Here is a 26,602-nt window from a genome sequence, read left to right as displayed (position 1 = left end):
TTTGAAAGATTTATTTTTTGTTTTTATATTATCGTCTAATTCGACAGTTTTGAAATTAATTTATGGGCACATTTTATAAAGCCATTGAGCTCGTCACGTTGCTGCAAAATAAAACTATTCTCAGATAACTTGCCAACAACCAAATCACGTTCCTCTTCACTGTTGTATACCATATTTCGAAAAGGATTCTCGTAATCTTTCGCCCTACTTGCGTAAATTTCATCAACCATCCATGTTCGATGCGAGATCGCTTCTTTCAGCCAAGCTTGCACAATTTCAACCGATATAGATTCCGATGTTACGTCTGTAATTTCGAGTAACGATGCAAATGCATGCGCCCTTTTTGTTTCTAAGTAAGATCGACTCAATTCATGATAATATTTATGGATATCTTCCCAATCATCAATCTTGCCTGATTTAATTTCACGAAGCAATTGATCAATAGCATTTTTTTCTATCAATTGCCCACCGATATTTTCCCACTCTAGGCGTTGACTATTTGTCATCTCATTTTTCAACTCTTCAAAGCTATGAGTTTCTAAAAAGTCAATCATATGAATGGTTCCGTAGTATTGGATAAAACGCTTAAAAAGTGGATAAGCAGTGCCAATTTTGACCAATTCCACTTTCCTTTTCGAATGTTCAAATCCTTTTACAAGAACTGATGTAGGTATCTGATCTAGCGGTCCAGTCAATTTTGCTCTACCTGCTCGAATAATTTCTTCTTTGGTGAGCAAATTGCTATCTGCATCAATTTTAGAACCAACTGCCAATTCAATAATGCGCAAGGAATTGAAAAGCTCATTGATCGTATCTGGAGCAAGCATATCATACTCTAAATATTGATTTTTCAATAAACGTTTATCTCTACTTTCATATTTATTTGCATTACGAACAAGCGCATACATATTATACATAAACCAATAACCAGGTATGATCATTAATTTATCGTTTTTAACATCATTGTTGACTAAAGAAAATGGAATCGGAATATCCATTTCATATGGAAAATCACCCTTAACTAGAAGTGTATAAGATGCAAATCTTGAATTATGCTTTAAACTAACACATAGGCCTGGCCAGAATCCTCTTCCTGCAATAATTTCGCCATCTGCAGCTCTAGAATTATGATTCGAACCAACTGTCGCACCTGCAGCCATATTGCTCTGCCCCATGATCGTTGCCGCGCATAAGAAAGAATTGTTATGATGTTGCTCATGTGCAGGAAAGATTAAAGAATTTAGAACTTCGCAACACGAAATAGTTGAGTTATCTCCTAAAAAAGAATTTATAAGACGAGCGCCATATTTCAATTGTGAAAAAGACGACAAAATAAACCTTACAGCTTTAACTCCGTAGAATATACGGCATCCATATCCGACAATTCCATTGACCAATTCACAACCTTCACCGATTTGTGTAAATGCTTCGGGCGAAGAATTAATGGTAAGATTTTTCAGTTTATTGATTCCTTTAATATATGCATCTGAACCAATTTGCACATTTTTTATATTCTGCGAATTTTTAATGATACAGCGATCGCCAATCATACTATAGGTGCCTCGTACTGTGGAAAATCTCTTTTCAGTCAGCTCCTTAAATCTATGCTGCAAAACAGTATCTTGCCTATTTCGTGTCCACAAATAAGCATCCGCTGCTTGCATCCCATCAAAAGGAAGAATAGAGCGCACCCCATTTTCGTTACATAGCTCCAATGCTATCCGTAGATCTTCGGCCTCCCCTTCTCGTAAAACTCCATTTCCAAATTTAGCAGTACTACTCGTCTCCATTTCGCTGATGTTACTTAATATAACATCGTTACCAATAATGAAATGAGACATATAACGGACATGGTGTATAGCCACGTAATCACCCAAATCAGAACTTACAATAGTGCTATTATAAATACCTGATTCCAGTTTAAGATTACGATATTCTAAATAGGTTGGTGCCATATGACCAATTCGAACCAACCCAAAGAAATTACTCTGTCTAATTTGATAAGGGATAAATGATTCACTTACCAAGATATTCTCCCAATTATCTGCCCTATTACCATTTTCGATAAGAATGACGATTTCTTCTACTGTCAAATTCCTATAATCTGAACGTGGATTTTGTTCAAAACGATGATGATTTTCATCTTTCCCTTTTGGTATAAATACCTGTGGAATAAAATCAAAACCTAATCGAGTGATGCTACCTTTTTTTATTTGACTCATATTTTTATTCAACAGTCACAGATTTGGCTAGATTACGAGGTTTGTCAACATCTTGATTACGTTCAACGCCCATATAGTATGATAATAATTGCAATGGAATAACGGATAAAATAGGTGCTACAATTTCATCAGCATCCGGAATTTCGATATAATCTTCCGCCAACCCTTTTGATACTTCATCTCCCTCAGTAATAACCGCTATAATACGACCTTTTCTGGCCTTCACTTCCTGAATATTACTCACAATTTTCTCATGATAGCGGTCCTTGGTAGCCACAAATACTACTGGAAGATTTTCATCTACTAATGCAATAGGTCCGTGCTTCATCTCTGCTGCCGGATACCCTTCTGCATGGATATACGTAATTTCCTTTAGTTTTAAGGCTCCTTCTAATGCAATAGGGAAATTATATCCTCTACCTAAATATAGAAAATCTCTTGCGTCCTTATATTTACGAGCTATTTCTCTGATTTTTGGAAGTTGCGTATCTAAAATCGTTTGTACTTTATCTGGAACTGCACTCAGTTCTTTTAAAAGATGTGCATATTGGTGCTCATCAATTGTTTTTTTAATATGCGCTATTTTAATTGCGATTAATTCAAGAACTGTTAACTGCGCAGTGAATGCTTTTGTACTTGCTACTCCAATCTCTGGACCAGCATGCGTGTACGCACCAGCGTGTGATAATCTTGCAATAGATGATCCTACAACATTCACAACACCCAATATAATTGCTCCTTTGCTTTTCGCATTTTCTAAAGCAACCAGTGTATCTGCTGTTTCACCGCTCTGTGATATCGCTAAAATAACATCTCCTTCATTTACAATAGGATTTCGGTATCGAAATTCTGAAGCATACTCGACTTCGACATTGATCCGGCAAAGCTCCTCAATTAAATATTCAGCTACTAATCCGGCATGCCAGCTTGTACCACATGAGACGATGACTATTCGATTTGCTTTACAAATCTGCTCTGCGTACTGCTCAATGCCGCTCAATGTAATGGTCAGTTTATCTAAATCCAAACGTCCACGCATTGAATCAAAAATAGCTTGCGGCTGTTCTATAATTTCTTTGAGCATAAAGTGATCATAGCCTCCTTTTTCAATCGCCGCCAATTCCAGATCTAACTTTTGAACATAAGGTGTAACACGCTCATTTCCTATATTTTTTAATATTAATTCATCAGGTTTAACAATGGCCAATTCGTAATCATTGATATACACAACCTCATTGGTATATGCTAACATTGGAGATGCATCGGAACCAAGAAAATGCTCTCCTTTACCAATACCGATAACCAATGGACTTCCTTTACGTGCCGCAATGATAGTTTCAGGATGTTCCGGTTCTATCAATAAAATAACATAAGCACCAACAACCCGTTTTAAAGCAATACGTACTGCTTCCTCTAAACTACAGGCATTATTTTTCTTAATTTCAGAAATAAAATAGAGTAAAACTTCGGTATCTGTATCGCTTTTAAACTCATACCCTTTACTGATTAATTCATTTTTTATAGTTAGATAGTTTTCAATAATACCATTATGAATCATGGCAATTTGACCATCAGGTGTATAATGTGGATGAGCATTTCTGTCGGAAGGCTCACCGTGTGTAGCCCATCTGGTATGTCCAATAGCGGTATGTGAACTAACATCATGGCCAGAAACGGCAGTTTCCAAATTTGCTACTTTACCTGCTTTTTTAAAAACATTGAGCTTGTTTTCTTGAACTAATGCTATACCAGCACTATCATATCCACGATATTCTAATCTCTTAAGTCCATCAAGCACGATAGAAAATGCCTGACGCGGACCCGTGTAACCAACTATTCCACACATAATTTATTATTAACGTTATTAATTTAAACAATTGAATCAAAATTAGCATTTTTTTAAATGCAATCGATTGTTTGAAATAATTTTATCAAAATTTAACATAAATTAAATACGAACAGTAACAAAAGAAGAAAGCCTTGCAGTTTTGCAAGGCTTTCTTCTTTTAAATAAACTTATGAAAAATATTTAGTGCTTGCTGGACATTTCATCTACATAATCATCACTTGGAACATAGTCTGCAACCATTTCTGCTTCGTAATCTACCTTTTCATGATTACCCAATCTTCTTTGAATGCCATCGAAAAGAGAGTAAACAACTGGTACTATTATCAGCGTAAGAAACAACGATGACAATAAACCACCAATAATCACAATTGCAATACCACGGTTCATGTCGGCACCGTCACCTTGCGCCATTGCAATCGGAACCATTCCAATAACCATTGCAATAGTTGTCATTAAAATAGGACGTAAACGTGCATGGTTTGCCGCAATTAATGATTCATATGTAGTAAAACCGGCGTCTTTCTTATGATTTGCAAAGTCAACCAACATAATGGCATTTTTCGCAACTAAACCAATCAACATAATAATACCTAAAATAGTAAAGATATTTAAAGTCTGGTTCGTTAATGCTAATAACAAAAATGCACCAATGAACGATAATGGGATCGAGAATAATACAATAAATGGCGTTGCAAAACTATCATATAAGGCTACCATCACGAAGTATACTAAGATAATGGATGCTAATAATGCAATTCCTAAAGTACCGAAACCTTCTTGTTGATTCTCCATATTTCCGCCCCACTTGAACGATACACCTGGTTTAAGTTCAAGTTTCTTAAATTCAGTTTCCCATTCACTCGCTATCGTACCAGCAGGTTTACCGACAACTTGCGCTTGTACTGAAACAGATGGTGACTTATCACGTCTCTCCAATAAAGTTGGCCCAGATCCATATTCGATATCTGCAAATTGTTCTAAGGAAATCGACTCGCCCTTCGCATTAATGAATTTTAAGTTTTTCACATTATCCATACTCGTTCTCCCAGATTGATCATAACGAATGTTGATATCATATTCTGTATCACCAGCACGGTATTTTGTATCAGTATTACCAGAGAATGCTGTCTGCATCGTCATACCTACAGAAGCGACATTTAATCCCAGAGCATTCATCTTGTCACGATCTAATTGTACATTGATCTCCGGATTACCATCTTCTGATGTCAATTTTACTTCCGTTGCTCCTGAAATATTACGCAATAATGCGGCAGCCTTATCAGCAAATTCTAAAGCATCTTTTTGCGATGATGCAATTACAGTTAGATTCAATGGAGCCTGCTCTGCCCCCATAATACCGATTGAAACCGTCTTTACTTTGGCTCCCACTAAATGCTCTTCCATCTCTCGTTTCAACTTCGCAGCATACACTTTTGTTGGCACCAATTTGTTTTGACCATCTTTCAAATAAATCTGCATTTCAGATTTATACTTCGTTCCTGAAGTACCAGCCATCATACCATCAGACGCCTGTCCCACAGTTGTGATCACTCTTTCGATCTCTGGTTTAGCCGCTAAAAATGATTCAGCTTTTTGAGTCATAAAGTTGGTTTGTTCAATCGAAGCATCTTTATTAAGTTCTAGCTGTAAATAGAATTCTCCTTTATCATTACCCGGAAAGAAATCTGTACCAATGTAACCCATCACCAATAAACTAATGGATGCAGCAAACATCATAATCGTTACGACTAAGGTAATTACCTTATTCCAGCGATTACGTAATGCCCATTCTAAAATTCCAGAAATCCAATGTGTTAATTTCTGTAATCCTGCTTCAAATTTTTCTAAAATTCTACCAAAGAAAGTCGCATTGCTAATGTGTGACAGTTTCCCAAAACGTGAATACAACCAAGGTACTACGGTAAATGAAACAAGTAAAGAGATTAATGTTGCAAAAATAACCGTTACACAAAATTGACGCAAGATGTCAGATACTAAACCTGATGATAAAGCAATCGGTAAGAATACAACAACAATTACTAACGTAATGGCAGTTACGGTAAAACCAATTTCTGCAGCACCATCATAAGCTGCACGAATCTTGCTTTTACCCATTTGCATGTGCCTGTGAATATTCTCAATAACAACGATCGCATCATCCACTAAAATACCAACCACTAGGGAAAGACCTAATAAGGACATTAAGTTAAGCGTATACCCCATTACATAAAGCCCGATAAAAGTTGCAATCAATGACAAAGGAATAGCTACAACAGCGATAAAGGCATCACGTAAACTATGCAAGAAAAACAACATGATAAAACCTACCAAAGCAACAGCGATCATTAAATCGTGCATTACGTTACTTGCGGCATTAATGGTGTATTCAGTCGAATCACTCGCGACATCAATTTTGATTTTTTGTTCCTTGTAATCTTTTTCTACAACCTCGATTGTCTTTTTAACAAGTTTCGATACAGCAACCGCATTGGCATCTGACTGCTTGAAAACCTGCATTAAAATGGTGTTTTTTTGATCAATACGAGATATCTTTTCAATATCCTTGATACCATCCTGAACATCTGCAACATCACTTAAACGAATTGATACACCAGAAGGCGTAGTGATCGGAAGATTACGCATTTGGTCCAATGAGGTAAATTTACCCGATAGACGGATTGTTGTCTGATTGTCTCTCGATTTAATGCTACCTGTAGGAAAATCTAAGTTAGAAGATGCAATTATTTTTTGCACATCACTGATCGTAAGGCCATATCCTTCTAATTTTTCTGGATTAGCACTTACTTGGATTTCGCGTTCTTCACCACCGGTCAAATCTACTTTTGCAACACCTAATATCCGGGCAAAAACAGGTTGAATCTTTTGATCTAATAAGTCGTATAATTCTTTTTCAGATAAGCTTGACGTTACTGAAAGGTTCATTATCGCCACATCATCGAGTGAAAATTTACTTAACGATGGGGTTTCGGCATCTTCCGGTAAATCATTGATCACAGCATTGATTTTACGTTGTGCATCAGTCAAAAGAAAGTTGACATCGGCACCTGTATTTAACGTAATCATGACGACCGAAACACTTTCCATAGATTTTGTTTCAATCTTCTTTACGTTCTCTAAAGATGAAACGGCATCTTCTATTACTTTAGAAACAGATGTTTCTACTTCCGAAGGAGCAGCTCCGGGATAGACGGTCTGTACAGTTATAACATTCACATCAAATTTAGGAACTAATTCGTAGCCTAAATTCAAATAAGATCCGATACCACCTAATGTCAATAATAAAAATATGACAATGATGATACTCGGTCGTTTTATAGATATTTCAGAAATTTTCATTTAAAACTTACGTTAATTATTTAATGATTTCTACAGCAGTACCATCCAATAAATTGATCTGTCCTGTCGTAATGACTTGTGCACCACTTTCAATACCTGAAATGATTTCAACCTGATCTCCAAACACACGACCAGCAGTTACTTTAGTTAATACCGCTTTTCCGTCTTTAACAACAAATACCTGATTCGAGCTTACACTACCGACAAAAGCATCTCTAGGAACAACTAATGCTTGAGCAGTCTGATCATCACCAAAATAAGCTGTTCCGTACATTCCTGCCTTTAAATCATTAGCAGCATTATTACTTATTTCCAATTCAACAGGGAAATTTAGACTTCCATCTGCTTTGGGCGCAATAAATGTGACTTTACCTTGGAAGGTTTTATTAGCTAACACTGCTGACTGAACCTTGATGTTTTGACTTAATTTGACAAATCCTATATTTTTCTCGTCTACGTTTACCTTCAATTTTAATGAAGACACATTGACGATTTCAAACATTTCATTTCCTGGGCTTACATATGAACCCGGCTCAATACTTCTCTTATTGACAATACCAGCAAATGAAGCTTTTACGTTAACATCTGAGGCCGTGATCTGTGATGAGCGTAAATTGTTTTTTGCATTTTCCAATTGCAATTTCATCTGATCTAATTGCTGTTTCGTAACACCACCTGTTGCAAATGCACTTTCAAATCGAGCTACCTCATTTTTCGCATTATCGTAAACCGCCTGCGCATTGTTTACACTTACATTTTGCTTATCTCCAACAATAATGGCTAATGTCTGTCCTACTTTTACATAATCACCTTCATCTACAAGTACACGAGCTACACGTCCAGCAACTTCTGAAGAAAGTTTAACTTCTTGTTTAGGAAGGAAAGTTCCATTTGTTACGTATACTGTATTGACATCCTTAATGCCTGCCTCAGCAATACGAACAGCAACTGCTGCATTTTTTTGCGCTACTACAGCTGTTTGAGCTTCATTCTCCTTTTTATTTTTTTTCAACACATACATAATACCTGCTAATGCAGCAATAACTATGATTCCTGTTATAAATATCTTTTTCATATATCGGTTACTATTTGCTATTTAATAATGTATTTAATTCCCCTTTAGCCTTAATCAATTGAACCTCAGCTACTTTGTAATTTAATAATGATGTACTTAAATTGTTTTGTGCATCTGCATAAGCATTTTCAGCATCTAATAAATCTGTGAGCGTTGCTAATCCATTTTTATAATTATTCTGCGTGTTATCCAAAACTTCTTTCGCTAATTGTACATTTTCGCGATTACTATTAATTGTCAATAGACTATTTGTAATCTGCGATTTGGCATTTTCATTGGATAAACTCAGAGCCAATTTAGTATCTTCCAAATCAACCTGCGCTTGTTTCAACTGAATAGTAGCTTGGTTAATTTTGGCTTTTGTTGTTCCTCCAGTAAAAATAGGAACTGAGAGATTTAAGCCTAAACCAGAAAAACCCGACCATTTAACTCCTTCATTTTTTGCGAAAATTGGGAAAGTTGGTCCCATTCCTAAATATCCTAAATTACCAGAAAAAGAAAGTTTAGGGTAAAGTTCAGCTTTCATAGCATTTCTATTCAACTCCAATAGTTGGTTTTGCTTTTCCAGCAATCTAACTTCAGTTCTTGATGCTAATTCTGCCGCTGCTAAATCAGCTGTTGATAAGTTTATTTCAAAAGTCTCATTGGGAAGTTTAACTTCCTGTTGCATAGGCATACCAATAGCAAATTTCAACGCATTTTCTTTCAATTCCAATGCATTAATCAAAATTTGACGGTTTGCTTTTAAATTATTGACAGCTACACTTGTACGGTCCAAATCAATTTTCTTTCCCAAACCCGCCTGTACCAAACCCGCGATCACATCTCTTGTTTTAGTTGTGCTATTTAAATTATTATCAACGGTCTCTAGTTGTAACTGTGTCTGAAAAACATCATAATACGCATTTGCGACCTTTTCAATTAATTGCTCATCAGACAAGCTTTTATTAATGATATAGAACTCTTTTGTAGTTTTTGCGGCTTTTAAACCCGTAAATAATGATTGGTTAAATAGCTGCTGATTAACCTGCAGGGAAGCATTTGATTGCCACTTTTGCCCCATTGCGACCATTACTGTTTCACCGGGTTTTCCAATAATTTCTCCAGGTAGTGCCACCTTCTGTAACATTGGGTTATATGTCAATGTACCTGCACCACTAATCTGCGGAAGAGCTCCCCCTCGGACTTCGTCAATTTTATACTGGGCGTTCTCTAAATCAAGTGTTGATTTTTTTGCCTCTGCTTTGTTTTCCAGCGCATACTTAAGAGCTTGGTTCAATGTTAATATTTCCTGCGCATGCGCGAAATTCACTGAAAACAAAGCGGCTAATAGCACTCCTACTATTTTTATCTTTTTCATTTTTATAATTAATTCGAAACCGTATTAAACTTTAAACCATTGTATATTAACATTGTTGCATCTTTTTGCTTCTGTAAAACATCGCCCACATTACATTGCGTTGGAATTCCGGTAAACACATCACATAATATTCCTACTAATCCGATACTTTTCATTAGGTAAACGTACATTTCACTTGTTTTATGTACATCCTCTATAGCAAGTTCTTTATTATCTACTCCATTTTGAAATAATTTTGCAACTTCGATAACTTCCTTTTCATGTATTTGACGCATCAATGTTTGCAATGGCGCACCTTTTATCCATTCCATGTTTTCATTCATATGCAACATATAATGACGCTCTATAAATGCTGATTTTAAATCCAACAAATCTAAAAGAAGATTAATGACGGAAGATTTAGACTTCTTAATTAGTTCTTGTTCTTGCTTCCTGAAATCATCTGTGACAGATAAGATCACATCATGCACTAATGTTGTTTTATCAGGATAATAGTAATAAAGGTTTGCCTTGGTAATTTTAACATCTTCTGCAATCTCATTCATGGTTGTTTTAGAAAAGCCATAGTGCGCAAATCTTCTAATAGCTGCGGCAATAATGAACTCTTTCTTATTATCATTGTTTGTTGACATACTTAATTCTAAACTTTTGACTTTATGTAAACTTTGGTCAAATATACAAAAAGTGAAAAACACTCACAATTTAATTGTCAACAGATCGTCAATTTTTAAAATAAAAAAAGTGCATACTATACGATATGCACTTTTTTTATTTTAAACTTATAACTGTTAAAAAGTTATACTGTTTTGAAATTGCTTTAAAAACTTGCGTTTATCCAACTTGTAAAGCCTTGCCGCACGATAAGCTACTCCTTTTTGAACTTCGTCCAATTCTTTAAGAAAACCGTAGTTAATCATTTTTTTTCTAAAATTTCTTTTATCCAATTCTCTTCCCAAAATACTTTCATAGACCATTTGTAACTGTGTCAACGTAAATTTGTCTGGCAACAGTTCAAAAGCGATGGGTGTATTAGCGATACGACGTCTCAATTTTTCAACACTTTGTTTTAAAATTGTACTATGATCAAAAGCCAAATCTGGCACTTTATTTAAAGGGAACCATTTGGCCTGTCGCATATAAGAAGTAACTGGCTTTAACTTAATTTTTGTCTTGTCCAATTGTAGTAAAGCATAGTAAGCAACTGTCAAGATCCTTCCCTGAGGATGTCTTTTTAAACCTGCAAAGGCATACAATTGATCCAAAAACACATCCTTAAGACCTGTATTTTCATATAATATCCGCTTAACAGCATCCTCCATTTCTTCATCATTATTAACAAAAAAACCAGGCAACGCCCACCAATCCTTAAAAGGATATTCATTTCTCTCCGTTAGTAGAACATGTAGTTCCCCCTCATAAAAACCGAAAATGACACAATCGACTGTAAATGTAGTATACAAAACTTTTCTAATTTATTATCTTTACTTAAACCAATGAGTTGAATATGTAGCTTATGCTATAAAGTTAATAACTTTACCTTAATTTTTATCGAAACAAAAAAATAAAAAATAATTTCAATAGTGTAAAAAATACACTATATTCGTACAACCTAAAATTTTTGACAGTGGTGAATATTAAAAGAATCGGAGTTTTTACATCAGGCGGAGACGCTCCAGGCATGAATGCTTGCATTCGAGCGGTTGTCCGTACAGCATTATACGAAAAATTAAGTGTTACCGGTATATACCAAGGATATCAAGGTATGTTGGACGGTAACTTTACAGAAATGACATCACGTTCGGTTAGTAATATTATCCAATTAGGCGGAACTATTCTTAAAACAGCGAGATGTCTCGAATTTAAAACAAAAGAAGGAAGAGCAAAAGCTTACGAAAATGTAAAAGCGGCCGGTATTGATGCTTTGGTTGCTATAGGTGGAGATGGAACTTTTACAGGTGCAGACTTTTTCTCAAAAGAATATGATATTCCAGTTATTTGTATCCCTGGTACAATCGATAACGATTTATACGGATCTGATTTCACATTAGGTTATGATACGGCAACTAATACAGTTATCGAAGCAATAGATAAAATTAGAGATACAGCTGCATCCCATGAGCGTTTATTTTTCATTGAAGTTATGGGAAGAGACTCTGGCTGTATTGCCTTGAATGCTGGCATAGCTGGTGGTGCAGAAGCAATTTTGTTGCCAGAAAAGGAAACAGCGATAGATGAATTAATTGCTCACTTATCAGCTGCAGATGGCCGTGGAAAAAAATCATCTTCAATTGTTATTGTCGCAGAAGGTGATCAAAACGGAGGTGCCTATAATGTAGCCAAAAAAGTGAAAGAAAAATTTGATTATTATGACACAAAAGTTAGTATCTTAGGGCACTTACAACGCGGTGGTTCTCCATCAAGCTTTGATCGGGTACTTGCGAGCCGTTTAGGTTTTGCTGCCGTAAAAGAATTACTAAAAGGAAACAATCGTATGACTGTTGGTGTTAGAGGGAATGAAGTTGTTACGACTCCACTAGAGGAGGCTATTAATAATAAAGAATACAAATTAAGTTCTGATATGTTAGAACTTGTTCAAGTATTGGCTATTTAAAATAAAAAATAGAGAATTCAGATGATTGCAGTGGTCTACAGTGGTTCAAAATTTGCAGATTGGAGATTAGCCGATAAAGGTCGTGTGATCACGGGCTTTCGTACAAGTGGAATTAACCCTTATTTGCAAGACGAGCGATATATTGCACAACTTTTAAATAAAAATACCAATTTGATCAATAATGCTGAAAAGATCAAACGGATTTATTTTTTTGGTGCTGGCTCATCTTCTCCGGAACGCAAGAACAAAATCAAAACTGTATTTGAAAAATTCTTTATTAACGCGAAAGTAAAGGTGGAACATGATGTTATCGCCTCTGCAATTTCTTCTTTTGGCGATGAAAAAGGCATTATTGGCATTATCGGAAGTGGTTCAAATGCGGCATTTTATACGGGAAAAAAAGTTATCCCAAATAATTATGGCCTCGGTTATATTTTAGCCGATGAAGGATCTACGAATTGGACATCAAGAATGTTGTTAAAACATTATTTAACAGATACACTTCCGCAGGATCTGCAGGATAAACTATTAAATAAATATGCTATTGATCGAAAAATAATCTTGGAAAAGGTTTATAATTCCCCTCAACCAACTATTTTTCTCAATTCATTCTCCGAATTTGTATTGGAAAACAAAAATCATCCATTCATTATTCAGATTGTAAAAAATGGATTTCGTTTGTTTCTTAAAACTTTCATTAAACCATTGTACAAGGAACATCCTGATAATGACATTCACTTTACAGGTTCCGTAGCCGCTAATTTTGAAAATTTGCTAAAAGAGGTGGCAACGGAAGAATTTAATATATCAATAGGGACAATTATAAAGGAACCTATTCATAATCTTATAAAATATTATATCAATAAAAATTAATAATATGAAAATTGGAATTAACGGATTTGGCCGTATTGGTCGTTTAGCATTCAGAGCTGCGGTAAATCGTCCAGATGTTGAAGTTGTTGGTATCAATGACTTGGTGGAGCCAGATTATATGGCGTATATGTTGAAATATGATTCAACACATGGTAAATTCGATGGAACAGTAGAGGTTGTTAACGGAAACTTAGTGGTTAACGGAAAAACAATTCGTGTTACAGCAGAAAAAGATCCTGCAAACTTAAAATGGAATGAAGTTGGTGCAGAAGTTATTATTGAATCTACAGGTTTCTTCTTGACACAAGAATTAGCACAGAAACACATTGATGCTGGTGCGAAAAAAGTAGTAATGTCAGCACCTGCTAAAGATGATACTCCTACTTTCGTTATGGGTGTTAATCATAAAGACTTAAAAGCTGATCAACATATCGTTTCTAACGCTTCATGTACAACAAACTGTTTAGCACCTGTTGCTAAAGTATTAAACGACAAATTTGGTATCGTTGAAGGTTTAATGACAACTGTACACGCTGTTACTGCAACTCAAAAAACAGTTGATGGACCTTCAGTGAAAGACTGGAGAGGTGGACGTGGTGCTTATCAAAACATCATCCCTTCTTCTACTGGTGCAGCTAAAGCTGTTGGTTTAGTTTTACCTGAATTAAAAGGTAAATTAACAGGTATGTCTTTACGCGTTCCTACAGCAGACGTTTCTGTTGTTGATTTAACAGTACGTTTAGCAAAATCTGCTACTTACGAAGAAATCAAAGCGGCTATGAAGGAAGCTTCTGAAGGTGACTTAAAAGGTATTTTAGGTTACACAGAAGACGAAGTTGTTTCAACTGATTTCGTAGGTGATGCGCGCACATCTATCTTTGATGCTAAAGCGGGTATTTCATTAAATGAAAACTTCGTTAAAGTTATCTCTTGGTATGACAACGAGTGGGGTTACTCTAACAAGATCGTTGATTTAGTTCAAGAAATTGGTAAATTAGGTTAATCCTTATCGATTGAATAATAAAAGGGCTTTTAATAAATATTAAAAGCCCTTTTTATTTCCTCAATAACTTCCTATGGTTATTGCTCGGCAATGATCGAGCGATCAAGATGAACATAACCACCATCAACATGAATCAACTGCCCTGTTGTATGACTAGATTTGTCGGACAAAAGAAATAATGCTGTATTAGCAATTTCCTCTGAAGTAGTCATTCTATGTTCTAGTGGAATACGATCTGTAATTTTCTTTAAAGTTTCTACAGGATTATCTAAAGTTTGTATCCAGGTATCATATTGTGGCGTAGCACATTCTGCGACGACAATTGCATTCACGCGGATTCGGTGTGGAAGCAGTTCCACAGCCCACTCCCTCGTTAGCGCATTTCTACCGCCATTAGAGGCTGCATAAGCTGATGTATTGCCTTGCCCTGTCTCTGCCGTCTTTGAAGTAATATTTACAATACTACCTTGTGATGCGATCAAAGCATCTAATGCATGATGAGCCATTAAATAATAATGAATTAGATTTTTATGTAAAGAAGCTAAAAACTTTTCATAATTACCAGAGGCTAAACCTACTCCGTCATTCACTCCTGCGTTATTCACTAAGCCATCTATACGCCCAAAATGAGTAATTGTTTTCGCAACTGCAGTCTCACAATCTTTCGGATCAGACAGTTCTGCCTGCACAGCAAAAGCCTGCCCGCCAAGAGCTTCTACTTCTTGCTTAACAAGATCATTATCAACCTGTCTACGTCCAACAATTACCGGAATAGCACCCTCTTTTGCCAAACCTAAAACAATTGCCTTACCAATGCCTTTTGCACCTCCTGTGACAATTATAACTTTATCTTTCAAATTCAAATTCATATTCTACCTTATAAATTATAGGTTTTTAATGCATTCAATCCCCAGAACGCCTCTTTCTCAGCAGTAGTAAATGCGTCCAATTTCGATTCCACAATGGTAACACTTTCTTCATAAGATGCTGCTAATAAACATACCGGCCAATCGGATCCAAACATAATTCGATCTTTACCAAATGAATCAAATACATGTCCTAAATACTGTGTAAAATCATCCAGTCGCCAACTTTTCCAGTCTGCCTCAGTAGCAAGACCAGAAACTTTGCAACTAACATTTGAAAAAGCTGCTAATTCTTCAATAAATAATGCCCATTCTTCAAACTCGCGTGATTTAATTGGGGGTTTAGCAATATGATCCAAAATAAATGTTTGGTTTGGATTTGATTGCACGCATGTTATAGCACCAGCATAATGACGAGGACGAATCAGAAGATCGTATGTATAACGATATTTCGTTAGAGATTCTATCCCTTTTAAAAATGAATCTCGCTGTAAGAAATCGGGATCTTCCTCCCCTTCTACAATATGTCTAAATCCTTTAAGAATAGCTTCATCTCTATACTGATGCAACTGTTCATCAATATTCGAAGCTCGTAAATCGACCCAACCAACGACTCCTTTTACAAAAGAATATTCTTGTGCCAATTGCACCAAATACTTTGTTTCTTCATCAGACTGATCTGCTTGAACAGCAATACAGCCATCAAAATCATTCTTTTCCAGTATAAACTGCAGATCTAGCGGAATAAAGTCTTGTTGTAAAACCTTCATTTCACTAGTAATCCAATTATGTCGTCTGGGATCGTACTGCCAGAAATGTTGATGAGCATCTATACGCATAAGAATTAATTATTTTGAATAAGCAATTACCTCTTGACGGGACTCACCTAGACCATCGGCACCCAATTCAATCACATCGCCAGGTTTTAAATAAATTGGAGGATTAAATCCTAATCCAACACCTGCTGGTGTACCAGTAGAAATTACGTCGCCCGGCAACAATGTCATAAATTGAGACACATAACTCACAATAAAAGGTACTGAAAAGATTAAATTTTTAGTACTTCCATTTTGATACATTTTACCATTTACCTTCAACCAGATATTGACGTCATTAATATCTTTGATTTCATCTTTAGTTGACAAAAAGGGTCCCATAGGAGCGAACGTATTACAACCTTTACCTTTATCCCATGTTCCACCACGTTCTAATTGATATTCACGTTCAGAAACATCATTATGCAACACATATCCCGCTACATAATCCAATGCAGTAGCTTCTTCCACATAAGATGCGGTTTTACCAATAACAATTCCGAACTCCACCTCCCAGTCAGTTTTAACAGAATCGCGAGGTATCATTACCTGATCGTATGGACCTACTAAAGAAGTAGTAGATTTCATAAAAATAATAGGTTCTGCAGGAATTGTAGCACCTGTTTCTTCTGCATGATCTTTGTAATTAAGACCAATACAAACTATTTTAGAAGGTCTTGCAAATGGTGCACCAATTCTTTCAGTATCTGGTACAGGAATTAATTTACCATTATTTGCTTTAACAAACTCTTCTAAAGCCTCTAAACCGTCATTCTCAAAAAAAGACTCATTATAATCACCTCCAAATGCAGATACATCATAATTTACACCATCTATCTGAACACCAATTTGTTCTTTTCCCGCTGCTCCAAAACGTATTAATTTCATATTTTCAATATTAATATTATATATAAGTGATCTCAAAAGATCCTTAATTTAATTATTTAGTTTTATAAAACCTCCATCAATGGGATAATCATTTCCAGTGATAAAACCGGCATCATCACTACATAAAAACAAAGCCAATTTAGCAATTTCTTCAGGTTGTGCCATACGTCCAATCGGTTGACTCTTTGACAATTTCTCAAAGACCTCTGCTTCTTGTCCTGGGTAGTTTTTGGCAATGAAACCATCCACAAATGGTGTGTGTACTCTTGCAGGTGAAATACTATTACATCTAATTCCATCAGCCATGTAATCACGAGCAACCGATAGTGACATTGCAAAAATGGCACCTTTACTCATTGAATATGCGAATCGATCTGTAATTCCTACCCAAGCTGCAATGGACGCTAGATTAAGAATTGCCCCGCCACCATTTTCCTTCATTTTTGGAACAACTGCATAAAGCGCATTATAAGCACCTTTAACATTTACATTAAATACTCTTTCAAAATCTTCAGTTTTACAATTTTCTAGATTTCCAACATGAGCGATACCTGCATTGTTAACTAAAATATCAATTTTACCGATAGTATTTACAATTGATAACACCTCATCCTGAAGACTTACATTACATGCATGGACAAATCCCCGTCCTCCTTGATTAGTTATTTCAGAAACGACACTTTGCCCCCCTTCAATATTAAGATCCAGAATATGAACAGTTGCTCCTTCTGCGGCAAAAAGTAAACTTATTGCACGACCTATTCCACTTCCACCACCTGTGATAACAGCTACTTTATTTTGCAATTTTGACATGTTATTATATTATTTATTATTAATATCTGATCCATGATACTTCATGAACAGCTACCTTATGATTATTAAAATTTATTAACAAAAAGAACGTGTCTATCAAGCTTTACTGATAATCTTGACACAAAATTATGATTATAAAGATACGCCTCTTCTCCAAGGAATAAAGTCATCCTGTCCCAAAAGTACCGCTTTCGGCACCACTGTTCCGCTAGCCACTTCAATCACATAATCTAATATACGATGTGCCGCTTCTTGAATTGATTCCTCACCCTCGATAATAGTCCCACAGTTAATATCGATGATATCTGGCATTTTCTCAAATGTCTTTGTATTTGTAGACAGTTTAATCACTGGAGTTATTGGATTACCCGTTGGTGTTCCTAGACCAGTGGTAAACAAAACAATATTTGCTCCTGCAGCAACTTCTGCGGTAGTACTTTCAACATCATTTCCTGGTGTACATAGCAGATTAAGACCTGGCTTATTGGCTAACTCTGGATAATCAATTACTGCAGTTACAGGCGATGTACCGCCTTTCTTGGCAGCTCCAGCAGACTTTATTGCATCGGTGATCAGACCATCACGAATATTGCCAGGAGAAGGATTCATATAAAAACCAGAACCATCAGCCTCAGCTTTCGCATTATAAACACGCATTAACTCCATAAATTTATCCGCAGTCTCTTCATCTACACATCGGTCACTTAACTCTTGTTCAACCCCACATAACTCTGGAAATTCAGCTAAAATAACAGATCCACCTAACGTTACTAAAATATCAGAAAGATATCCGAGAGCAGGATTTGCAGAGATACCAGAAAACCCATCCGATCCGCCACATTCGAGACCTATACATAATTTATCTAAGGTAGCGGGTTGACGTATACATTTATTTGCTTCCATCATTCCTGCAAATGTTGCCTTCACAGCCTTTTGCATTAATTCCTTCTCCGTACCTTCTTTTTGTTGTTCAAAAATATACAAAGGTTTATCAAACTTCGAATCCCTTTTCGCGATCTCCGCCTCTAATATTGAGGCTTGAGCATGTTGACAACCTAAACTTAAGATGGTTGCACCTGCTACATTTGGATGTGTAATGTAGCCTGCAAGCAAACCACAAAGTGCATCCGAATCCATACGTGTACCGCCACAGCCCATTTCATGATTTAAAAACTTGATTCCATCGACATTTTCAAATAAGCGATGGTCGCTTGCTCGCGTTGCCGAAGAACTTAAATCCTGAGCTATGATCTGATTAATATCTGCACCTGATTGATATAAACGGATCAATTCATCCACTTCAGTGGTATAATCATTCGCCCTTACTTTATACCCCAACTTCTCTTCAAAAGCTGTCTTTAAAGTCAGGACATTTCTATTTTCACAAAAAACCAATGGGATTACTAACCAGTAATTAGCAGTACCAACCGATCCGTTAGATCGATGAAAGCCATTGAAGGTTTTTGCTAAAAAAGATGAAACATCAGGTTTTATCCAGTCCGTTCTTCTTTTACTTAGCTTAAAATCATCGGCGGCATGACGTAGATTTTCTGTAGAAATCAAGGCACCAGTTTCTAATGCACAGTTTACCTTTCCAACCAACACACCGTACATATAAACCTCAGCGTCCTGACTTAAAGGAGAGATGGTAAACTTATGCTTGGCAGCTACATCTTGCAATAAATGGAAATTGTTATTTTTCCATTCAATTAACGTTCCTTTAGGCAAATCTTGCAAAGCCACTAATACATTATCCTCTGGATGAATCTGCAAATATGTTTTTTTATCTTTTATCATTTTATTTCTTCAAATCAAATATCTGTTTCATTAAAACCCACTTCTCATTTTCTTTAGCTCCCGGAATAGCACTCTGGTACTTCCACATCAGCTGTTCCCATTCCTGAACTTTAGGATTGGTAGCATCCATATTTGCTTTTCTTTCAAATGTAAAAGTGTCATCCACTTCCATGATCATAAACAAGCGATTTTCAAATCTAAAAATTTGCATTTTAGTAACACCGGCATCTAAAATTGATTGTTGAATTTCGGAACTAACACTCCTATGATATTTTTCATATTCAGCAATTAATTTAGGATCATTAACCAGATCTAAGGCAAAAGTATATTGAGTCATTTTACAATTATTATTCGTGAGAAGATTTCGTCTTTAAATTATTTTTATTAGCTAGAGCAAATAAAAGCACTACTATAAAACAGATCATAGGTACCCAGTAGCCCAGTTGAAGATTACCAGTTTTATCTGAAATCAATCCCAATAAAGGCGGCAAAATTGCTCCACCTACAATAGACATAATGATTAAACTTGAAGCTGATTTCGTATCTGCCCCAATTCCCTCAACTCCGACCGCAAATATTGTGGGAAACATAATCGACATAAAAAATGCTACTGCAATTAATGCATAGACTGTTATTGTGCCACTTCCGTATATCACAATAAATGACAATGCAATACAAATGATAGAATAAATCATTAGCAAAGTTAGTGGCTGTATAAATTTCATAAAAAATGTTCCAACAAAACGACCTAACATAAAAGCTAAACCTGCAAAACTAGCATATTTGGAAGCATTTAAGGGAGTGATTCCAGCAACTTCAGTAGCATAAAGTACCATAAAGCTCAACACACACACCTGTGCTCCTACATAAAAAAACTGTCCGATTACTCCCCACTTTACATTTTTATGCTTAAATGCATGAAAGAAACCAGCCTTTTGTTCGCCTTCATCATCTTTAATATCAGGAAGCTTAGTGAAAAAAAGAATCGCAGCAACAATCAGAATAATTAAACCTAAAATCATGTAAGGCGCTTTTACAGTCGCAGTCTCTGCCTCCATATAGGCTAATTTAACCTGCTCGCTCATGGCGGCAATCTCAGTATCAGATTTTGGTTGTTCCGCTAAAATAAATTTTCCGCCCAAGATTGGAGCTATAAATGCTGCCAGTCCGTTAAAGGATTGGGCAAAATTCAATCGCTGTGTTGCTTTACTGGGGTCACCTAAGACCGTAACATAGGGATTTGCCGCAGTTTCCAAAATAGTTAAACCACAAGCCACAACAAATAAAGCCGCTAAAAAGAATACATAACTAATCTGATTAGCTGCTGGTATAAATAAAAAACAACCAATAGCAAAAATTGTCAGACCTATTAAAATACCCGATTTATAACCATATTTTTTCATGATCATACCGGCAGGAATAGCTAGTAAAAAATAAGCAATAAAAACAGCTGAATCCACTAAAGAAGCCTGTAAATGCGTTAGACTAAATGCATTACGAAGATGTGGAATTAAAATAGGGTCCAAATTATGAACAAAGCCCCAAAAGAAAAAAAGGGATGTTACGAGTACAATCGCTAATTTATTATTTTTACTAACTGACATATAAAATATAATTTATCATTGGTTTATGTAAAATAAGGAATAATTAATGAAAGAAAATTTAAGTATTTTACCCAATTATTACGCTATATTACCATTCAAAATAGTAGAACTGTAAAATATAGTGCATATATTTATTAATAAATGAAACCACAACTACTAAAAGTCAATAATAGTAACGTACAGTCATTCAGCGTGAGGAACGATATTATTCCACAAAATCATAATATTTGGCACTACCATGAAGAGCTTGAATTAATTCATTTCGGAAAGGGATCGGGAACCCAATTTATTGGTGACAGTATTAAAAATTTTACAAATGGTGATATCGTATTGGTTGGATCTAACTTACCTCATTATTGGCTATTTGACTCCTGCTATTTAGATAATAACTGTCCCGAACCTGCGGACATTAGAGTTTCCCATTTTAAAGAAAATTTTCTTGGCGACGCTTTCTTTAATCTGCCAGAAAATTATAAATTAAAGAATTTATTAAAAAAATCTAAAAGGGGAATTCAGTTAAATAAATCAATTTTGCAATTAGCTAAATCTCTAATAGAAAAGGTTTTAAACAATAACAACTCAACTAAAATAATAGCACTAATAGAAGTCTTAACTTTAATAGCAGAATCTGAAGCCTATACTTTGTTGTCCAGTGAAAATTATCCGATTGACAGTCAAGATATAGATTTCAGAAGAATGACTGTTATTATGGATTATATTACACAAAATTACAAATCACAAATCAAGTTAGAAGATATTGCGACATTAACTGGAATGACTACAAACTCGTTTTGTCGCTACTTTAAAGCTAAATCTGGAAAAACTCTATTTCAATATCTTATTGAAATACGTATTGGGCATGCCTGTAAATTGTTAGCAGAACGTAAATATAATGTGAAACAAATTTGCTTCGAATGTGGTTTTCAAAACTTTGTCAGTTTTCACAAATATTTCAAAGAAGCGACAGGATTTACTCCATTACAATATCAAAAAGGAATTGCACATCTATTTTAAAGAACAAAGACAAGCTTTCCTGTAAAGTCACCAGAATCTAACAATGCATGGGCAACAGAAGCCTCTTCCAATTGAAAGGTCTTGTAGATATTTGCTTTAAAAACACCTGGTTTGATTAGAGGTAAGATCTGTTTATTTATGTCATCGCGCACATTTTTTTTAAATAAAATAGATCTACTTCTTAAAAGACTACCTGATAGGTAGATTCGTTTTTGCATCAATTTAAAAAGATTTAATTCTACTTTAGCACCTTTCATTGCGTTAATGTAGATCAGATGACCATCCGGTTTCAATACTTCAAGATTCTTTTCAAAATAATCGCCTCCTATACTGTCAAGTATAACATCAATTTTATTGTCTTCAATAATCTCCCTAAAGTCCTGCTCCTTATAATTAATGATCACTGACGCTCCCAATTCTTTACAGTAAGTAGCTTTGTCACCCGATCCCACTGTTGTATACACTTTTGCTCCTGCAAGCTTTGCTAACTGAATTGCCATTGATCCAATACCTCCACTTCCACCATGAACTAAAAAGCTATTGCCATATTTTAGTTCCCCTCTTTGAAAGACATTATGGTACACGGTAAACAATGTTTCTGGTAAAGCGGCAGCTTCTTCGTAAGTCAATCCTTTAGGTATAAGCAGGCACTGTCCCTGATCAACAGCGACATATTCTGCGTATCCTCCACCAGATAAAAGAGTACAGACCTGATCACCAATTTTCCATTCATCTACCAACTCACCAATGGATACAATTTCTCCCGAAATCTCAAGACCAGGAATATCAGCGGGGGCACCTTCAGGGGCCGCATAATTTCCCTTCCGCTGAAACACATCAGGCCTATTCATACCTGCTGCTTTTACAGCAATCAACACTTGATGCCCAGTACAAGTTGGTGTATCCACCTCCTTTATCTTCAAAACTTCAGGTCCACCAAATTTTGTTATAACAACTGCTTTCATTATGATTTTTTAGGATATTTTTGTAAACGGAAATTTAAAGAGACCATAAAATAACGAGATAACCTTTCATTTTGAACGTCAAATATATCATTTCCTATTACATCTCTGGTAATACCTGAATTTTGATTTAGTAAATCAAAGCCCTGAATCCGTAACATTGCTAAATTATTACGCATAAAAGTATATTCAAAATATGCATTAATAATTGTGGGATTTATATTTGTCCATGATGATGATGAATATCCCGAATTTAACCTTTGCGATACCTCTACACCAAAAGATCCATGTGCGCTCACATAATATTTGGATCCCAAACCAAGCACACCGGTATGCGCCACAATTTGATCATTATAAGGTCGTTTATAGGTAGCTTTGTTTAATGCGTAATTTCCATTAAGTTCAGCTTCAAATACATCATTAAACATGTACCTGAATTGCAGAGACTGCGAATATAAAAAATGTCCACCGTCATTACGAATGTCATTTATGTAAGTGACATTATTATAAAAATCAGCATTGCCATTCAAACTCATCTGTATATTATCGTTAAACAAAGCTGCAGTAAATAAGTAGTATGCCTTGATATCATAATAACCCGATGTATTTAAGAAGGTAGTTTTTTGTATTGTTGAATTAGGAATAGTAGTCCGATTAGAGACAATTTTATTTGAAATAAAATTATAAGCAATACTACTTTCAAAATATTGTCCCCTTTTTACAATTGATTTTCGATATTTAGCCAAGATACGGTTAGCGAATTCTGCTTGTAATTCTGGATTTCCTTGTATAATATTTTGTGAATTTGTATTATCCAATATCGGCTGAATCTGATAGAAATTAGGTTGATTATTTTTACCTAAGTAATCAATTGACAAATCAGAATTCTCATTAAATTTCCATTTGACCCCCGCTGCTGGTATAAGATTTACATTACTATAAGATGTTTGAATTGATTTATCTTTAGAAAAACCTTTAAGTTCTGTTGGTTGAACCGCAAATCCGATATTATATTTAAATTTATTGAATATATCCTGTTGATATTTCATGCCAACTCTATTGGATGAAAAAGCATAATCGTAACTTAAACTAAGAGAATCAACTCGACCAAAATCTACCAATTCATTATTTCGTTCATGAACTAACCGCCTTGCATCAATTGAGGTGTAACTAAAGTCATAATTCAATTCTAATACTCCGCCCTTGTCCACTGGCTCTATAATAGATAGCGAACTTTTAATATCTTGATTTTTGTTTTCACTTTTCACAAATTGATTTAAAAAACTATCCTTAATTTGCACTTGATTAAACGCACTATCTATAATCTTATTCCGGTCAACTATATCCTCTTTTTTATCGACTGAATTATATCCCAGATGTAAATTGTACACTAATTTCCGTCCTGGCTTCTTAAAACTTTTGGCATATAAGATGTCTACTTCAGCATTTGGACTCGTACTACTGTTGTCAGAAGCATATTCCCCATCGTTTGTGATCTGTCTATTCTTAATATATCGATCTCTAGATTCATTACCTTTCGATTTATTCCATGAAAAAGTTGGAGATATTTTTAAAAGATCTGAATCAGATAATTTTATATCAAACCCCCAATTCATATGATGCGCATTATCAACAGTCTTTGTTACATAATCCTCTTGGTTGGTTATAATGTTATTACCATATACAGACTGTAGATAGGAATTCCCCCTCGTCGTATTCTTTGTATTTGTATAGCTGTAACGTCCAAAAGCACTAATTTTATCATTCAAATTAGTGGAAAAACTTGTTCCCAAGGACCCAATAGCATTAAAACCATCAGTAGGGTCGGCAAAGTCTGCCAATTCGCCCATTACACGATCCCTGGAACCTCCTCCATTTGGAGAACCGAAAGAAAAAAGATTCGTATTTGTATTATTAACAGATCCTACAAAAGATAGTTCCTGACCATCATTGAATTTATTGAGGCCTGCACTCGCGAGGTATCGTTCTTGATCACCTAAACCACCTGTAACCTGTCCAAAACTTATTTTTTTCTTGTCATCTTTCAAAACAATATTTAGAATTTTCTCAGACTCACCAGTTTTTGTTCCCTTAGCACTTGCTTCATCTCCGAAAAAATCAATAACCTGAATATTTTTAATAAAATCCGCAGGAAGATTTCGAGTAGCGGTAAGCACATCTCCTCCAAAGAATTTTTTACCATCTACTTGTACAGAAGTAATCGGTTTACCAAAAGCATATACAGAGCCATCACGAGAAACCTGGAAGTTCGGTAATTGTTTAAGCGCATCCTCCAGCAGTGTGCGTCGATCAAACTGGAAAGCTCCCATATTAAATTGAACCGTATCCTCTTTGAAGACGATTGGTTTATATTTCTTAATAACAATTTCTTTGAGCACTGAAACCTGTGGTTTTAAAACAACAGTCTCCGCAATAACACGATCTGTTGTATTATACTGAGGGTAAGAACGATCAACAATCTGTAAGCCTAAAGAACTGTAGTTTAAACGGATATTACTTCCTTTAATTTGGTAAAATTTGTAGAAACCTGTTTTGGAAGAAATTGCCATGACGGTATCCAAAGAAGTTGTCAGACGCACATTGACGCCAGCAAGCGGTTGCCCATCGATATCCACAACAAATCCGTACACCTCCTTTTTCTGGAGTTGGGCTTGTGCATTACCCACAACAAAAAAGAAGACGATAAGAAAGATGACCCTATGAGTATTTCCTGATATTTCGAATTTATCCGACATCAAAACAACTTATTCTATTTGTATCTCAATATACATAATAATTTACACAACCATAACGCAAAATAATGAATAGTTGTATATAAAAAAGGCGGCTTATTTGAAATAAGTCGCCTTTCATTTTATTTATAAGAATAAATTAATTATTCACCAGCAAAAGTAACTTTAAGTAAGTGTTTATCAATTTCCCAACGTCCAGTACCATCTTCTCCAATTACATCAAATAATTCTAAGATTCTTCTCGCAACAAATTCCTCTTCAACTTGCTCTGCTAAGAACCATTGTAAAAAGTTAAATGTTACGTAATCTTTAGCTTTCATACATTTGTCTGCGATGTTGTTAAATTGTTCAGTAACGAACATCTCTTGTTCCAATGCTGATTCGAAAATCCCACGGAATGAATCAAAATCTGAAGGAATACCTGTTACTTCTGGTGAAATAGCACGACCGCCTCTATTGTTAATATAATTGAAGATTTTCAACATATGCTCACGCTCTTCATTGGACTGTTTAGCAAAAAAATCTGCTGCATTCTCCAAACCTTGATCATCACACCAAGATGACATCGCTAAGTATAGTGAAGAAGAATGTGCTTCAACTTTAATTTGAGCATTTAATATATTTTCGATCTCTTCTGTTAAAGAAGATTTTAATTTTAATAAATCTTTCATATCTGTAAGTTTTAATACTAATTATAATAATCAAGTTTCAAATACTTGACTTACTTGAACACTACAAAT

21 protein-coding genes are annotated in these 26,602 nt (G+C 35.4%); 4 read left to right on the top strand and 17 right to left on the bottom strand.

Annotated elements, in window-relative coordinates:
• Nucleotides 1-35: 35 nt before the first annotated feature.
• The 7 genes from M2265_RS26200 to M2265_RS26170 form a co-directional block, all read right to left on the bottom strand.
• The gene (locus tag M2265_RS26200) at nt 36-2,222 is read right to left on the bottom strand and encodes a DUF4954 family protein (protein ID WP_132773555.1); all 2,187 of its coding nucleotides are present in this window, start codon (nt 2,220-2,222) and stop codon (nt 36-38) included.
• 4 nt (nt 2,223-2,226) lie between these two features.
• Nucleotides 2,227-4,068, bottom strand: coding sequence for a glutamine--fructose-6-phosphate transaminase (isomerizing) (gene glmS / locus M2265_RS26195; protein WP_132773553.1), 1,842 nt, complete (start codon nt 4,066-4,068; stop codon nt 2,227-2,229).
• Nucleotides 4,069-4,251: 183 nt separating this feature from the next.
• Nucleotides 4,252-7,428 (bottom strand): efflux RND transporter permease subunit, encoded by a 3,177-nt coding sequence (locus tag M2265_RS26190; RefSeq protein WP_132773551.1) that lies wholly within the window; start codon nt 7,426-7,428, stop codon nt 4,252-4,254.
• A 16-nt stretch (nt 7,429-7,444) separates the two neighbouring features.
• A complete protein-coding gene (locus M2265_RS26185) occupies nt 7,445-8,503 on the bottom strand; it encodes an efflux RND transporter periplasmic adaptor subunit (protein WP_132773549.1) in 1,059 nt (352 codons plus the stop codon).
• 10 nt (nt 8,504-8,513) lie between these two features.
• Nucleotides 8,514-9,863, bottom strand: coding sequence for a TolC family protein (locus M2265_RS26180; protein WP_132773547.1), 1,350 nt, complete (start codon nt 9,861-9,863; stop codon nt 8,514-8,516).
• 8 nt (nt 9,864-9,871) lie between these two features.
• The gene (locus M2265_RS26175; protein WP_021190384.1) at nt 9,872-10,495 is read right to left on the bottom strand and encodes a TetR/AcrR family transcriptional regulator; all 624 of its coding nucleotides are present in this window, start codon (nt 10,493-10,495) and stop codon (nt 9,872-9,874) included.
• A 156-nt stretch (nt 10,496-10,651) separates the two neighbouring features.
• On the bottom strand, nt 10,652-11,323 hold the full coding sequence (locus tag M2265_RS26170; protein ID WP_021190385.1) for an NUDIX hydrolase: 672 nt from the start codon (nt 11,321-11,323) through the stop codon (nt 10,652-10,654).
• Nucleotides 11,324-11,487: 164 nt separating this feature from the next.
• Here M2265_RS26170 and pfkA point away from each other — a divergent pair, with 164 nt between their 5' ends.
• From pfkA to gap, 3 genes are read left to right on the top strand one after another with little or no spacing between them, the layout of a single operon-like run.
• Nucleotides 11,488-12,474 (top strand): 6-phosphofructokinase, encoded by a 987-nt coding sequence (gene pfkA / locus M2265_RS26165; RefSeq protein ID WP_021190386.1) that lies wholly within the window; start codon nt 11,488-11,490, stop codon nt 12,472-12,474.
• Nucleotides 12,475-12,495: 21 nt separating this feature from the next.
• The gene (locus M2265_RS26160) at nt 12,496-13,347 is read left to right on the top strand and encodes a hypothetical protein (RefSeq protein ID WP_021190387.1); all 852 of its coding nucleotides are present in this window, start codon (nt 12,496-12,498) and stop codon (nt 13,345-13,347) included.
• Nucleotides 13,348-13,351: 4 nt separating this feature from the next.
• Complete coding sequence (gene gap, locus M2265_RS26155) at nt 13,352-14,350, top strand: type I glyceraldehyde-3-phosphate dehydrogenase (protein ID WP_132773545.1); 999 nt, start codon at nt 13,352-13,354, stop codon at nt 14,348-14,350.
• Between the two features lie 77 nt (nt 14,351-14,427).
• On the opposite strand, the gene M2265_RS26150 is transcribed toward gap, so the two are convergent.
• The 7 genes from M2265_RS26150 to fucP all read right to left on the bottom strand — a co-directional run bounded on the left by M2265_RS26150 (nt 14,428) and on the right by fucP (nt 21,133).
• Nucleotides 14,428-15,219, bottom strand: a complete 792-nt coding sequence (locus M2265_RS26150; RefSeq protein ID WP_132773543.1) for an SDR family oxidoreductase — start codon at nt 15,217-15,219, stop codon at nt 14,428-14,430.
• An 8-nt stretch (nt 15,220-15,227) separates the two neighbouring features.
• On the bottom strand, nt 15,228-16,055 hold the full coding sequence (locus M2265_RS26145; RefSeq protein ID WP_132773541.1) for an amidohydrolase family protein: 828 nt from the start codon (nt 16,053-16,055) through the stop codon (nt 15,228-15,230).
• 9 nt (nt 16,056-16,064) lie between these two features.
• On the bottom strand, nt 16,065-16,919 hold the full coding sequence (locus M2265_RS26140; RefSeq protein ID WP_021190390.1) for a fumarylacetoacetate hydrolase family protein: 855 nt from the start codon (nt 16,917-16,919) through the stop codon (nt 16,065-16,067).
• A gap of 48 nt (nt 16,920-16,967) precedes the next feature.
• The gene (locus M2265_RS26135; RefSeq protein ID WP_021190391.1) at nt 16,968-17,732 is read right to left on the bottom strand and encodes an SDR family NAD(P)-dependent oxidoreductase; all 765 of its coding nucleotides are present in this window, start codon (nt 17,730-17,732) and stop codon (nt 16,968-16,970) included.
• Nucleotides 17,733-17,864: 132 nt separating this feature from the next.
• Nucleotides 17,865-19,529, bottom strand: coding sequence for a UxaA family hydrolase (locus M2265_RS26130; RefSeq protein WP_132773539.1), 1,665 nt, complete (start codon nt 19,527-19,529; stop codon nt 17,865-17,867).
• A gap of 1 nt (nt 19,530) precedes the next feature.
• Nucleotides 19,531-19,866, bottom strand: a complete 336-nt coding sequence (locus M2265_RS26125; RefSeq protein ID WP_132773537.1) for an L-rhamnose mutarotase — start codon at nt 19,864-19,866, stop codon at nt 19,531-19,533.
• Nucleotides 19,867-19,876: 10 nt separating this feature from the next.
• Nucleotides 19,877-21,133, bottom strand: a complete 1,257-nt coding sequence (fucP, locus tag M2265_RS26120; protein WP_132773536.1) for an L-fucose:H+ symporter permease — start codon at nt 21,131-21,133, stop codon at nt 19,877-19,879.
• A gap of 141 nt (nt 21,134-21,274) precedes the next feature.
• On the opposite strand from fucP, the gene M2265_RS26115 reads away from it, so the two are divergent.
• On the top strand, nt 21,275-22,147 hold the full coding sequence (locus M2265_RS26115) for an AraC family transcriptional regulator (protein WP_132773534.1): 873 nt from the start codon (nt 21,275-21,277) through the stop codon (nt 22,145-22,147).
• Here M2265_RS26115 and M2265_RS26110 read toward each other — a convergent pair.
• The 3 genes from M2265_RS26110 to M2265_RS26100 form a co-directional block, all read right to left on the bottom strand.
• The gene (locus M2265_RS26110) at nt 22,144-23,112 is read right to left on the bottom strand and encodes an NAD(P)H-quinone oxidoreductase (RefSeq protein WP_132773532.1); all 969 of its coding nucleotides are present in this window, start codon (nt 23,110-23,112) and stop codon (nt 22,144-22,146) included. The genes M2265_RS26115 and M2265_RS26110 overlap by 4 nt on opposite strands.
• Complete coding sequence (locus M2265_RS26105) at nt 23,112-25,865, bottom strand: outer membrane beta-barrel protein (protein ID WP_132773530.1); 2,754 nt, start codon at nt 25,863-25,865, stop codon at nt 23,112-23,114. The genes M2265_RS26110 and M2265_RS26105 overlap by 1 nt, the downstream gene beginning before the upstream one ends.
• 140 nt (nt 25,866-26,005) lie before the next feature.
• Nucleotides 26,006-26,533 carry a ferritin gene (locus M2265_RS26100; RefSeq protein WP_021190395.1) on the bottom strand — a complete coding sequence of 176 codons (528 nt, stop codon included), beginning with the start codon at nt 26,531-26,533 and terminating at the stop codon, nt 26,006-26,008.
• Nucleotides 26,534-26,602: the final 69 nt, after the last annotated feature.

The organism is Sphingobacterium kitahiroshimense (assembly GCF_025961315.1).
Lineage (GTDB): Bacteria > Bacteroidota > Bacteroidia > Sphingobacteriales > Sphingobacteriaceae > Sphingobacterium > Sphingobacterium anhuiense.
The sequence above is the reverse complement of the archived record's forward strand: the minus strand, read 5'-3'. Positions and strand labels throughout refer to the sequence as shown.

Excerpts from the sequence above, each read along its gene's own strand:
- M2265_RS26200 (WP_132773555.1), bottom strand. The coding sequence starts at position 2,222 with ATGAGTCAAATAAAAAAAGGTAGCATCACTCGATTAGGTTTTGATTTT.
- glmS (WP_132773553.1), bottom strand. The coding sequence starts at position 4,068 with ATGTGTGGAATAGTTGGTTACACGGGTCCGCGTCAGGCATTTTCTATC.
- M2265_RS26190 (WP_132773551.1), bottom strand. The coding sequence starts at position 7,428 with ATGAAAATTTCTGAAATATCTATAAAACGACCGAGTATCATCATTGTC.
- M2265_RS26185 (WP_132773549.1), bottom strand. The coding sequence starts at position 8,503 with ATGAAAAAGATATTTATAACAGGAATCATAGTTATTGCTGCATTAGCA.
- M2265_RS26180 (WP_132773547.1), bottom strand. The coding sequence starts at position 9,863 with ATGAAAAAGATAAAAATAGTAGGAGTGCTATTAGCCGCTTTGTTTTCA.
- M2265_RS26175 (WP_021190384.1), bottom strand. The coding sequence starts at position 10,495 with ATGTCAACAAACAATGATAATAAGAAAGAGTTCATTATTGCCGCAGCT.
- M2265_RS26160 (WP_021190387.1), top strand. The coding sequence starts at position 12,496 with ATGATTGCAGTGGTCTACAGTGGTTCAAAATTTGCAGATTGGAGATTA.
- gap (WP_132773545.1), top strand. The coding sequence starts at position 13,352 with ATGAAAATTGGAATTAACGGATTTGGCCGTATTGGTCGTTTAGCATTC.
- M2265_RS26150 (WP_132773543.1), bottom strand. The coding sequence starts at position 15,219 with ATGAATTTGAATTTGAAAGATAAAGTTATAATTGTCACAGGAGGTGCA.
- M2265_RS26145 (WP_132773541.1), bottom strand. The coding sequence starts at position 16,055 with ATGCGTATAGATGCTCATCAACATTTCTGGCAGTACGATCCCAGACGA.
- M2265_RS26140 (WP_021190390.1), bottom strand. The coding sequence starts at position 16,919 with ATGAAATTAATACGTTTTGGAGCAGCGGGAAAAGAACAAATTGGTGTT.
- M2265_RS26135 (WP_021190391.1), bottom strand. The coding sequence starts at position 17,732 with ATGTCAAAATTGCAAAATAAAGTAGCTGTTATCACAGGTGGTGGAAGT.
- M2265_RS26130 (WP_132773539.1), bottom strand. The coding sequence starts at position 19,529 with ATGATAAAAGATAAAAAAACATATTTGCAGATTCATCCAGAGGATAAT.
- M2265_RS26125 (WP_132773537.1), bottom strand. The coding sequence starts at position 19,866 with ATGACTCAATATACTTTTGCCTTAGATCTGGTTAATGATCCTAAATTA.
- fucP (WP_132773536.1), bottom strand. The coding sequence starts at position 21,133 with ATGTCAGTTAGTAAAAATAATAAATTAGCGATTGTACTCGTAACATCC.
- M2265_RS26115 (WP_132773534.1), top strand. The coding sequence starts at position 21,275 with ATGAAACCACAACTACTAAAAGTCAATAATAGTAACGTACAGTCATTC.
- M2265_RS26110 (WP_132773532.1), bottom strand. The coding sequence starts at position 23,112 with ATGAAAGCAGTTGTTATAACAAAATTTGGTGGACCTGAAGTTTTGAAG.
- M2265_RS26105 (WP_132773530.1), bottom strand. The coding sequence starts at position 25,865 with ATGTCGGATAAATTCGAAATATCAGGAAATACTCATAGGGTCATCTTT.
- M2265_RS26100 (WP_021190395.1), bottom strand. The coding sequence starts at position 26,533 with ATGAAAGATTTATTAAAATTAAAATCTTCTTTAACAGAAGAGATCGAA.